We start from the raw sequence: 12071 nt of genomic DNA on the forward strand, positions 1-12071 counted from the left end.
TGGTTGTCTGCTAGCAGTGTGTCAGGAAGTGTTCCAGCACCTCGGTGCCGAACCTCAGCGCATCGATGGGTACCCGTTCGTCGACACCGTGGAACAGCGCGGCGAAATCCAGGTCCGGCGGCAGCCGCAACGGGCTGAAGCCGAAACAGCGAATCCCCAAGCGCGCAAAGGATTTCGCGTCGGTGCCACCGGAAAGCATGTAGGGCACCGTCCGGCCGTCGGGGTCGACGGCCAGCACGGCGGCGTTCATGGCATCAACCAGCTCACCGTCGAAGCTGGTCTCGTACGACGGGAGGTCCCTGATCCATTCGCGGGCCACGTTGGGGCCGATCAGCTGGTCCACCTCGGCCTCGAATGCCGCCTTGCGGCCCGGCAGGATCCGGCAATCCACCACCGCCTCCGCCGTCGCGGGGATGACGTTGGCCTTGTAGCCGGCCTTGAGCATCGTCGGGTTGGCGGTGTCGTGCAGGACGGCCTTGAGCATGCGGGCCATCGGGCCGAGCTTGTCGATCGTCCCCGCCAGGTCGGGCGAATCGATGTCGAAGCTCAGCCCGGTCTCCTCGCTGACGGCGGCCAGGAACTGCTGGACGGTGTCGGTGACCACCAGCGGGAATTGGTGCCTGCCCAGCCGGGCGACCGCCTCGGCGACGGCGGTGACGGCGTTCTGGTCGTGCACCATCGAGCCGTGTCCGGCCGGGCCCTGGGCGCTCAGCCGCATCCACGACATCGCCTTCTCGGCCGTCTCGATCAGGTAGAGCCGGCGCTCTCCCCCGTCGCGGCGCGGCACTGTCAGGGAGAACCCGCCTACCTCGCCGATCGCCTCAGTGACGCCGTCGAACAGCTCCGGCCGGTTGCTGACCAGCCATTGCGCCCCGTAGTGGCCGCCATGCTCCTCGTCGGCGACGAACGCGAACACCAGATCGCGGGGCGGCACGATGCGGGCCCGCTTCAGCCGCCGGGCGACCACGATCATCATGCCGACCATGTCCTTCATGTCGACCGCGCCGCGGCCCCAGACGAAGCCGTCCCGGATTGCGCCCGAGAAGGGGTGCACCGTCCAATCGGCGGGCTCGGCCGGGACCACGTCGAGGTGCCCGTGGATCAGCAGGGCGCCGCGCGAGCTGTCCGCGCCCGGTAGGCGGGCGATCACGTTGCCGCGGCCGGGGGCGCCGGACTCGACGTACTGCGGCAGGTAACCGACCTCTTGGAGCTGCTCGGCGACCCACTGGGCGCACTCGGCCTCGCCCCGAGTGGTCTCGGGTTCGCCGGTGTTGGTGGTGTCGAACCGGATCAGCTTGCTGACGACCTCGACCACGTCATCGAAGCGATTGGACGGCAGCTCGGTGTGATCGGTCACAACCACCTTTCCTACCACTGCCGGCGCGACCGGGCTCGGGCCGGAACCTCCGGCGCGCGGCGAGCTAACTTGGGTCCGCGCGGGCCGATCCGATAGCCTTAGCTGCCAACTCTCGTTGGTCTTGTCCGAGTGGCGGAATGGCAGACGCGCTAGCTTGAGGTGCTAGTGCCCTACTAATGGGCGTGGGGGTTCAAGTCCCCCCTCGGACACATCGGGCGACACGACTCAGGTCCGCCGTCGCCTTGACTTGTCGCAGGTAGGGGTCGTAATCAAGACGCAAACCCAGGCTTGCGTATACCTGTGCGCGTTCCGCACCGGTTGCCTCACCAAGCACCGCGGACAGCCCGCCCAACTCCTCGACCAATTCGCTGATCTGCGCGGCAGACATGGCGCGGGGTCTTTCGTCTCGCTCAAGGCGGGCCTTCAGCTCATCGCGCTCGGCGGTGCGCCGACGCAGTGCAGCGGTCAAGTCCTCAACGGCCACGCCAGACTCTAGGGCGGCAATTAAAGCAGCAACCTTGCCGTTCACCTCGCTGAGCTGGCGCTGCAAGGCGGCATACCGAGTTCCTGCTGCCGCATCCACGTCCTGCCCGCGTGCGAGGTCTTCCGGATCGGCCAGGGTGGCGATCCATTTGTCCAGTCGCGCTGTCACCTCGTCTTCACGGAGATAGACAGTCCGCGGGTGATCGCTGAGGTCTGTTGGTACAGAACGCGACTTACCTAGCTCGCAGCGGTACAGGATGCGGGTCGTTCGTTTCCCGACGCGCGCCGCGCCCTGCATCCCGTCCACATGCGGCGCAGAATAGCAGCCCACGCAGCGCATACGGCAACGTCGATTCTCTGCTGCAGACGAGGTCGGGACCCCGCCGCGCCTGTGTCCGAAGACGAACAGCCTGAGCCAATTCGTCAGGGATCAGCGCCTCGTGAGTGCGGCGGTCCGGTGCGATCCAGTCGGTCTGATCACGCCACCGCATGCGTGTCTCGTACCCTGCGGCAACATCGTCAGGGTCGACGAGGACCTCGAATTTCTCCTGCTTGCCCCAAACACGAATACCTAGATATGTCGGATTGGCGAGTATGGCGCGGATCGCCGAATGCGACCAACCGCGCGGGTCACGGTGACGATTCCGCGCCGGGTCATACTGGCTCGGTGACGGCACGCCATCGTCGGTGAGTTGTTGCGCAATGTAGCGCAGGCCCGTGCCGTCGGCATACATGCGGTAAATCCGCTCGACCACCGAAGATGTCGCAGGGTCAGGTTCGAGGCGGTGAAGCCGCTGCCCAAGATTTGCCTTGGCAGGGTTCGGATGGGGGCCCGCATCGACGAGCCGATAACCATACGGCGGTCGACCACCGAGATATCTGTTGGTGTCCTGCGCGAGTGCTGACATCGCCGTACGGACGCGCATCTGGATTCGAGCGCGCTCCCCCTTGCTCATGCCGCCGAAAAGCGTCATCACGAGGTCGTGTGCCTCGGACCCAGGATCGACCGCTCCGCCAACCTCGGGCACCCACAGGCCGACGCCGTAGTGTGTGAGCACGGGGAAAGTGAGCGCGAACTGCGGCCCGTAGAACGCACGGGCGGGTTCCCCAATCACCACGGCATCGAAGTCACGGCCACCTGACGAAACATCGGACAGGAGACGCGACGCCTCTGGTCGGCGCTTCCACGGCAAAGAACGACTCTGACCTACGTCGAAGTAGTCAACAGCGAGGACTCCGCCGTGAGGAGTGATTAGCTCTAATGCCCGCCGCTTCTGCCAGCTACGGCTCGCCTCTGGGTCCTGAGCGTCCTCGGTGCTCACTCGGCCATAGAAGGCGAACCTCAGGCTCATGCCACTTCCCTCCCTGATCCAGAACTCCGGTCCCGCACAGCCAGTATGAGGTGTACCAACTCGCGGTTAGCCTCGTGCGGAAGTCGGTAATCATGGGGCATGTCGATTTCAACACTCCCCTCTGACACGGTTAACGCATCTTTTCGAGCACCACGCTCGGATTGAGGACGTCCGGTTCGAAGCTTGTCAGTCATCGCGTCCCCAGGCTGGATCCCATTGTTCGTCGCGGGCTTGGCGACGCGCTTCCAACAGCCCGGCACGGCGGATGTCGATGTGTTGGAGCGCTGCGGCGTACACGAGAGTGCGGTCGCCGAGCGTGACGTGTCCGGCACGGTCGAACCCCCACCACGTGTCATCGCGTTCCTCGGTCGGATCGAGTAGCGAATGATATTGCTGCGAGCAGTCTTTGGCGGCTTGCTGTCGAGTCCAGGTGGCGCGGATGGCGCGGAGCTTGCCCATGGTGACCGAGTAGCGGCGAGATTTGGTGGTGATATGTCCCCGGTAGCCTAGGGTGTGCAGCCGTCGCCCGATCCCTGCCAAGTCGTTGATGCCGACGTTGTGAGCTCGATCTGCCAGGCTGGCGATGGTCGTCAGGATCGCCCGGACGTGTTCGGTGACGTCAAGCTCGCCCGCTTTCGCCACTAGTCGCTCACTCGGTTTACGAGTCCTGGTGACGTCATCGTCATTGGGGAAGCTGCGTTGTGCGTCTGGCGGTTACGCACCTTCTTCGGCAACCTCCCAGAATCGGCGTCGGATCGACATCAATGGCGAAGGGCGCGTCGACAATTCTTGCCCCCAAAGTGTGCCAACCTCGCCGGGGCCGAGTCGCAGTTCTTCGCGCCAGCGCGAGTAGCGACTTTCACGCGCCATGTAAGTTCAGCGCGGTTGCACCAACCCGCCTGGTGGGTGTTCGTCGACGTCGTTGAGGATCAGCGCGCGTACGGCGGTACGTGGTCCGTAGGGTCGCAGCATGGTGCTGGCCGGGCGGGGACGTACGTGTTGGGGCCACCAGAACCAGCGTCCGAGCAAGGTGGCCAGCGACGGTGTCATGAACGAGCGCACGATCAAGGTGTCGAACAGCAAGCCCAGCGCGATCGTGGTGCCCACCTGGGCCATCACCCGCAGCGGGCTGAACGCGAACGTGGCCATGGTGGCGGCGAACACCAGACCGGCGGAGGTCACCACTGAGCCCGAACCGGCCATCGCGCGGATCGTCCCGGTTTTGAGCCCGGCGTGGATTTCTTCTTTGAATCGCGATATCAGCAGCAGGTTGTAGTCCGAGCCGACCGCCAGCAGCAGGATGATCGCCATCCCCAGCACCATCCAGTGCAACTTCAAGCCCATGATGTACTGCCAAAGGAGCACGGAAAGCCCGAATGAGGCGCCCAGTGAGAGCAACACCGTACCGACGATCACGCAGGCCGCCACGACGCTTCGGGTGATCACCAGCATGATGATGAAAATCAGTGTGGCCGCAGAAATTACGGCGATCATCAGGTCGATGTCGGAGGCGTCGTGCATGTCCTTATACGTCGCGGCGGTGCCGCCGAGATAGACGTGGGCACCCTCCCAGGGTGTGCCCTTGATCGCCTCGTGCACGGCCTGCTTGATCGGCTCGATGTGGCTGATGCCTTCAGGAGTTGCCGGATCACCTTCATGGGAGATGATCAACCGCACCGCGTGCCCGTCGGGCGAGAGGAACTGTTTGAGACCCCGCGCGAAATCCGGGCTCTTGAATGCTTCGGGCGGAAGGTAGAACGTGTCGTCGTTTTTGGCTTTATCGAAGGCATCGCCTTGGGCGGTGGCGTTGTCGGCTTGGGCTCTGGCCTGCTCGTTGAGACCGGTCGTGGTCGCATAGTTCGACATGATGGTGTCGAGGTTGCGCTGCTGGCTTTCGATCTGCGGCGGGATCAGCGCCACCAGCTTGGGCTGAATCCGGTCCAGCTTGTCCAGATTCGCACTCAGGTTCGCGACGTTCTCGGCGATCTGGTCGATGCCGTCGAGCGCATCAAAGATCGACCGCAGGGTCCAGCACACCGGAACGTCGTAGCAGTGCTTCTCCCAGTAGAAATAGGCACGAATCGGCCGAAAGAAGTCGTCGAAGTTGGCGATCTCGTCACGCAACTGCTCGGTGATCGCCACGGTTTCTTTGGTGAGCCTGGTGGTTTCGTGCGTGGTGTTACTCAGGTCCTGGGTGACCTGCATCTGTTCACGCAGCGTGGCCATCGTCTTGCGCAGCTCGTCGGCCTGCTTCAACAGGTTTTGCGCCTGCTCGTCCTGATAGTGCTGGGTCTGCTGCCGCGCCGCGGCTTGGGCGCCCATCTGGAACCCCAGGGTGCTGTGATCCAGCGGCGTGCCCAGCGGCCGGGTAATGGTCTGCACCCGCCCGATTCCGGGGATGTGGAAAACCGCCTTGGCGACCTTGTCCAGCACCAGGAAATCCGCCGGGTTACGCAAGTCGTGATCGGTCTCGATCATCAACAGCTCAGGATTGAGCCGCGCCTGATCAAAGTGCTTGTCGGCGGCCAAATAACCGAAATTGGCCGGGGTGTCGGCCGGCAGGAAGTGCCGGTTGTCGTAGTCCGTCTTGTAACCCGGCAAAGCCAGCAGACCGACCAACGCAACCGCGATGGTCACCGCCAACACCGGCGCAGGCCAGCGGACAATCGCGGTGCCGATGCGACGCCAACCCCGAGTCTGCAGCGTGCGCTTCGGATCCAGCAGCTTGAAAAACGACGCCACCGTCAAAACCGCAGGGCCCAGGGTCAGCGCCGCGAGGACCGCGACCAGCATGCCGACGGCACAAGGCACCCCCAGCGACTGGAAATACGGCAACCGGCAAAAGCTCATGCAGTACATCGCCCCGGCGATGGTCAACCCCGACCCCAACACCACATGCGCAGTGCTGTGAAACATCGTGTAGAACGCTTCTTCGCGGGTTTCCCCTAAACCCCGGGCTTCGTGGTAACGGCCCACCACGAAGATCGCGTAGTCCGTTCCGGCGGCGATCGCCAACAACACCAGCAAGCTGTTGGCGAACGTGGACAGCCCCATGATGCCGTAATTCCCCAACGTCGCCACCACACCGCGAGCCGCGAGCAACTCGACGAAGACCATGAACAACATGACCAACATCGTGATCACCGACCGATAGACGAACAGCAGCATCACCACAATCACGACCAGGGTGATCAGAGTGACAAGGGCCACGCCTTTCTCCCCCGCATGGGATTGATCGGCAAACAACGGGGCCGCACCGGTGACGTAGGCCTTGATCCCCGGCGGCGCCGGCACCGAGTCCACGATCTTGCGCACCGCCGAGCTGGAGTCGGTGGATAGGCCGCTGCCCATGTTGCCGGCCAGGTAGACCTGGACATACGCGGCCTTTTGGTCGTGGCTCTGCGAGCCCGCCGCCGTCAGCGGATCACTCCAGAAGTCCTGCACGTGCTGCACGTGTTTCGTGTCTTGCTCGAGTCTCTTGACGATCTCGTCGTAATAGCGATGCGCCTCGGCCCCCAGCGGTTTGTCGCCCTCCAGCAGAACCATCGCCGAACTGTCGGAACTGAACTCCTTAAACGTCGACCCGACACGCATCATCGATTGAAACGACGCCGCGTCCGTCGGAGTCTGCGACACCGAATGGGTGTTGGAGACGACCTCCAGCTGCGGCGACAGCGTGTTGGTGACAAACACGATGCCCAGCCAGACCAGCACGATCGGCACCGCCAGCCGATGGATCATCCGCGGCAAAAACGGCGGGATCAGCGGCTGATCAACGCGCGGCGGCGCCGCGGTGGTCTCGCTCATGCGGACTTGTCCAGGCAGTAGACGAAAGCATTCACCGTTTCGTTGGCGTCTGAGCGATTCGCACCCTTGATCACCGCACCGCGCCCGTCGTGGTTATCCACAACAAACTGACAAGCAATCCAACTACCGTCCCCCTGCGCGATCAAATGTGTAGCGCGCCTCGAAATTGATATGACGGAGGGTTTAATTCCGCGTGTGGCCCGCTGCGGCACTTGCACACCCTCCCGTCCTTCCGGTCTCCGTCAGCGTGCCCCGAATCGAGTCGGGACGATTTACTTGATGATGGCGGGCATTGTTTCCCAACCGCGCACGACTGACGTGGTGGACATGATGGCGTTGGACATGTCGATGTCCCACTCGGGGAAACGGCGCAGTACCTCTTCCAGAGCGATCCTGCCTTCCAAGCGCGCAAGGGCAGCGCCGAGGCAGAAATGAGCTCCGGCAGCGAAGCTGAGGTGGGTTTTGGGGCGACGGTGGATGTCGAAACTGTCGCCGTCGGGGGGAAATTGTCGGTCGTCGTGGTTGGCGGCCGCGATGAGCAGCATCATGATGCTGCCCTCGGGCACGATCTGGTCGTAGTACTCAACGTCGCGGGTGACATGCCGGGCGACATGAGGTGCGGGGGTTTCCAGACGGAGCATTTCCTCGATCGCGTTGGGTATCAGCGAGGGGTCGGCGACGAGTTGTGCGCGCTGATCGGGGTTTTCGGCGAGTATCTTGCCTGCCCATCCGATGAGTCGAGTGGTCGTTTCGTTGCCTGCCGCTTGTAGTAGCCGCACGTAGGAGAGGAGTTCGTCTCGGTCGAGCCGCCTCCGATTTCCGGTTTCGTCCTCGAACTCCACGTTCAGTAGTTCGGTGACGATGTCGTCGGAGGGGTTTTTGGCGCGCCAGTCAACGTATTCCGCGATCAACTCGTCGTCGATGAATCCCGTTGCCGCGAACGGCGCCTCGCCACCAGGGCTGGTGTTGATCGCCTCGTAGACCGCCTCTCTGCCCGCTTCTTGGCGCTCCTCGGGGATACCAAGCAGCATTCCGATTACACGCATCGGCATTTGTGCGCCCAGGTCAGCGACGAAGTCGAAACCATCCGCACCGGCCAGCGGGTCCAGGCTGCGTGTGCAGTAAGTACGGATCATGGGTTCCAATTGGGCGATTTTTCGGGGTGTGAACATGCGCGACAACAATTTCCGGTGGATGGTTTGCCGCGGCGGGTCGTTCATGACGATCAGACCTGAGGGGATGTCGATGCCCGCCCTGATCACTTCAAGCACGTTGCCTCGGGCTGAGCTGAAGGTCTCGTGCTCGCGTAGCCCCTTCTCCACGTCGGCGAATCGGCTCAATGCGAAGAAGTCATATTGGTCGTTTCGGTACAGCGGAGCTTGGTCGCGCAATCGTTTGAACATCGGATAGGGATCGGCGACCAACGAGGTGTCGTAGGGATCGAAGTGGACGTCGGTAAGCGCGTTCGGTGTCATGTGTGGTCGAGCTCCTCACTATTCGAGACGCAACAATTCAGGGGCGCAGGTCATCGCGCGCGTACCGGCACGTTGGACCAGCCTGCGACGTTGCTCATGTGGACTCGGCGCAGACCTGAACGGTCGATGTCGAATCGTGGGATGAAATCGAGCAGCATCTCCAATGCGATTCGGCTCTCGAGGCGTGCCAGCGCCGCACCCAGACAACTATGAATTCCGTAGCCGAAACCGATGTTGTAGCCGAACTTTCGCCGGCGGTCGATATCGAAGCGGTCAGGGTCAGGGAAAACGCGCTCATCGCGGTTCGCCGACCCATTGATCAGCAACACAGCGCTCCCGTCTGGAATCGTCGTGTCGTGCAGGGCCGCCTGGCGCAGGGTGTACCGCACGTTGTACTGGGAGGGGCTCTCAAAGCGCAGGAGTTCTTCTACCGCGGCACCTATTTTGGTGCGATCTCGTTGCAGCAGTTGCCACTGGTCAGGGTAGTCGGCGAAGACCACCACCGCGTTGCCGACAAGTTTGGTCACCGTTTCTGCACCGGCGGCCCCGAGCATGCTTGCAAACCCGGCAATTTCGATGTCATCGAGAGTGCGCGAAGCGCCGTCCTCGTCGAGCTCGACTTCGATCAGTCGGCTGATCATGTCGTCTTGGGGGTGTGCGCGACGTTCTTGGATCAGTTCGTAATAGTAGGCGCCGGTTTGGAGGATGGCGTCCATGTTCGCCTGGGAGAGCTCCATGCTGCCCGGTTCGCGTTCAAGCCCGGCATCGATCCATTTGCGGAGTTGTTGCCTGTCGCTGGCGGGGACGCCGAGCATGGCCGTGATGACCTCAACCGGGAAGAGCGCGGAGAAGTCTGCGACGGCGTCGAACGACGCGGGATTGAGTGCGCTGATCGCCTGACTGATTTGGTCGCGAACCATCGATTCGAGGCCCGCGATCGCGCGCGGGGTAAACGCCCGGCTGACCAATTTTCGCATGCGGTCGTGCTCGGGCGGGTCCATGAGGATGATGAGTTTGAGGTCGCGCACGTTCATGTCGTCGGACTTGACCTGATCCAGACTGGCGCCGTGCGCTGATGAGTAGGTCGCGGTGTCCTTGTAAGCCGCTGCCACGTCGTCGTAGCGCGTCAAGGCGTAGAAGTCGTACTTCGGGTTGTAATACACCGGCGCTTCGTCCCGCATACGCCGATACGTATCGAAGGGGGAATCGAAGAACACGTTGGAATAGGGATCAAACTCGACCGGCGCGGGCGCGGTTTCTGTACTCGACGTACTCACGGCATCACTCCTCGCTCACCGCTGCCGAATGCTGTGCTGGCCGCGTCCGGACGGAGCCGTTCGAAGTCACAGCCGTGGGCCGTTCGGGAAACAGGGGCTTGTAAGCAGGTCAGTTAAGCAACCGCTTAACAGTAGCGCTGCGCCCAGGCATGTTCAAGATGGCTTACGATGACAGCCGAAGATTCAGGTCAGGTCAGATGAATGGAAGCAAGTGGTGACGTCGCCACGCAGAACCGGGTCGCCGGACGCTAAGACACGCCAACTGCTTCTCGATGCGGCCGAACGACTGCTTCTGCGCGATGGCTACACCGCTGTCACAGGTCGCAATGTGGCGAAGGAAGCGGGCTTGAGGTCGCAGTTGGTGCCGTACCACTTCGGCACGATGGACGACCTGTTCCTGGCGGTCCTACGGCGGCGAGCTGAGCAAGGACTCGAACTGCAGCGCCAGGCGCTAAAGACGGACAGACCGCTGTGGGCGCTGTGGCGCATGGGCACCGACACCCGGGTGATCGTGTTCGGCATCGAGTTCATCGCCCTGGCCAACCGCCGCAAGGCGTTGCGGGACGAGCTCGCGCGTTACGTTGAGTTGTTGCGCAACGAGCAAATCGCGGCCCTCTCAGGCATTCTCGAAGGCTACGGAATCCCTCCGGACGAGGCGCCACCCGAAGTGGTGATGACCATGATGCGCAGCGTCACCGGCGTCTTGGCTATCGAGGAGACACTCGGCGTGACCTTGGGGCATGCCAAGACGGTGCAATTCGCCGAACGCTACATCCGCGAACTCGAGGGCGACCCTCCCGAATGAGTGGTCGGCCATACCTCAGCGGCACGAGATAACTTCGCCTCGGTGGGCGTATTCACGAGTACGGCGAGCACCTTTCCGAAGATTCCCCGTAAAGGCGGCTCACGCGAAGGTGCGCCGCTTGCAGGATCTTCGTGGGGTCACGTGAATGCGTGCATTTTTCGCAAGGGTGTCCCATAGTTGGGCCATGACAGCGCTGGCCGGATGCTCGGAGTTCACCGATCTCACCGATCCCATCATGTTCAGCAATCCCTATCCGAAATATGCCGAGCTGCGCAGATCAGCCCCGGTATCGCGGGTGCGGGCCCCTCTGATAATCGGGGGGAAGGGTAAGGGATACATGCTGACCCGATACGAAGATGTTCTCGCCATGCACGCCGACCCGCGGTTTTCCAGCGATGTGATGCGCCACGACTCGGTGCGCCGGGTGCGCTGGCTAATACCGAAGCCGATCCGGCTGTTTACCGAGACGATGGTGACCAAAGATGATCCCGAACATCAGCGATTGCGCAGACTTGTGCACAAAGCCTTCACGCCGAAACTCGTCGCCGGTTTGGCCGGTGACATCACCCGTATTGCGCGGGAGTTGGTTGAGCAGCTGGCGCACGCTGGCGAGGTCGATCTAGTCAGTGACTATGCTGTGCCGTTACCCCTGACGGTGATTGCTCGATTGCTCGGCGTTAAAGATGACGACCGCAAAGAGTTCCATGTCCTGTGCCTGCGCTTGACCCAGAGCTCAGCCGCGGGGCCACGGGGCCTCTTCGGGTTCGTGACCAGCGCGGCGAAGCTGACGGATTTGTTCGAACGCCTCGCCGATGAACGACGTCTCGATCCTGACGACGGGCTCATTTCGCAGCTGGTGCGCGCCACCCACGACGGTGACAAGCTCAGCGACCGTGAAGCGATCGCGATGATATTTCTGCTCCTGCTGGCCGGCCACGACACCACATCCAACCTGATCGGCAACAGCGTGGTGGCCCTGCTCGAGCACCCCGATCAGCTCGCGAGGCTGCGCACTGAGCCGGAATTGATTGACACCGGCATCGAAGAACTGTTGCGGTTCACCACTCCAGTGCCAGTGGGGACCGTGCGCGTGGCGTTAGAAGACGTGGAGATCGCGGGAACCCGAATCCCGAAGGGCAGCAGAGTTTTTGGGATGATCATTTCCGCTAATCGCGACGAGAGCATCTTCACTGATGCCGAACAACTCGATCTTTCGCGCACACCGAATAAGCACTTAGCCTTCGCGTCTGGCGCGCACTACTGCCTTGGGCATCACCTCGCGAGATTGGAGGGCCGCATCGCGCTCACCCAGTTGCTGCAACGGTTCGACAAATTGGAGATCACCGTGCCCCGGGAAAGTCTGCGGCTCAAGCCCATTCCCTCATTACGGGGTCTGGAATCCTTACCGATGCGCCTCAGCTGACTGGGAGTCTTGTGTTTGCCATGCCTATTTGGCATTCGAATGAAACGCTGCAACTGAGGCACGATGCACTTCGAGGGAACGCTGTCTCGTGG

Annotated in this window: 6 protein-coding genes, 1 tRNA gene and 2 pseudogenes; 3 read left to right on the forward strand and 6 right to left on the reverse strand. The window is 62.4% G+C overall.

All coding sequences use genetic code 11. From position 1 onward, the window contains the following. Positions 1-10: 10 nt before the first annotated feature. A complete protein-coding gene (locus A5712_RS19765) occupies positions 11-1357 on the reverse strand; it encodes a M20/M25/M40 family metallo-hydrolase (RefSeq protein ID WP_156766657.1) in 1347 nt (448 codons plus the stop codon). 123 nt (positions 1358-1480) lie between these two features. Here A5712_RS19765 and A5712_RS19770 point away from each other — a divergent pair. After that, positions 1481-1566, forward strand: a tRNA-Leu gene (locus A5712_RS19770). Here A5712_RS19770 and A5712_RS30355 read toward each other — a convergent pair. From A5712_RS30355 to A5712_RS19795, 5 genes and pseudogenes are all read right to left on the reverse strand, one after another. Further along, positions 1548-3192 (reverse strand): annotated as a pseudogene (locus tag A5712_RS30355) (recombinase family protein). The gene A5712_RS19770 and the pseudogene A5712_RS30355 overlap by 19 nt on opposite strands. 186 nt (positions 3193-3378) lie before the next feature. Beyond that, positions 3379-3846, reverse strand: a pseudogene (locus A5712_RS19780) (replication initiator); the annotation flags it as partial. 222 nt (positions 3847-4068) lie between these two features. Then, on the reverse strand, positions 4069-6999 hold the full coding sequence (locus A5712_RS19785; protein WP_068108462.1) for an RND family transporter: 2931 nt from the start codon (positions 6997-6999) through the stop codon (positions 4069-4071). 272 nt (positions 7000-7271) lie between these two features. Beyond that, the gene (locus tag A5712_RS19790) at positions 7272-8474 is read right to left on the reverse strand and encodes a cytochrome P450 (protein ID WP_068108466.1); all 1203 of its coding nucleotides are present in this window, start codon (positions 8472-8474) and stop codon (positions 7272-7274) included. Between the two features lie 50 nt (positions 8475-8524). Further along, positions 8525-9751 (reverse strand): cytochrome P450, encoded by a 1227-nt coding sequence (locus tag A5712_RS19795; protein ID WP_068108469.1) that lies wholly within the window; start codon positions 9749-9751, stop codon positions 8525-8527. 214 nt (positions 9752-9965) lie between these two features. On the opposite strand from A5712_RS19795, the gene A5712_RS19800 reads away from it, so the two are divergent. Next, positions 9966-10556 carry a TetR/AcrR family transcriptional regulator gene (locus A5712_RS19800; protein ID WP_068108692.1) on the forward strand — a complete coding sequence of 197 codons (591 nt, stop codon included), beginning with the start codon at positions 9966-9968 and terminating at the stop codon, positions 10554-10556. A 184-nt stretch (positions 10557-10740) separates the two neighbouring features. After that, positions 10741-11979, forward strand: a complete 1239-nt coding sequence (locus tag A5712_RS19805) for a cytochrome P450 (protein ID WP_068108471.1) — start codon at positions 10741-10743, stop codon at positions 11977-11979. The last annotated feature ends 92 nt before the right edge of the window (positions 11980-12071 follow it).

The sequence above is a fragment of the Mycobacterium sp. E2327 genome, assembly GCF_001672675.1.
Classification (GTDB): Bacteria; Actinomycetota; Actinomycetes; order Mycobacteriales; family Mycobacteriaceae; genus Mycobacterium.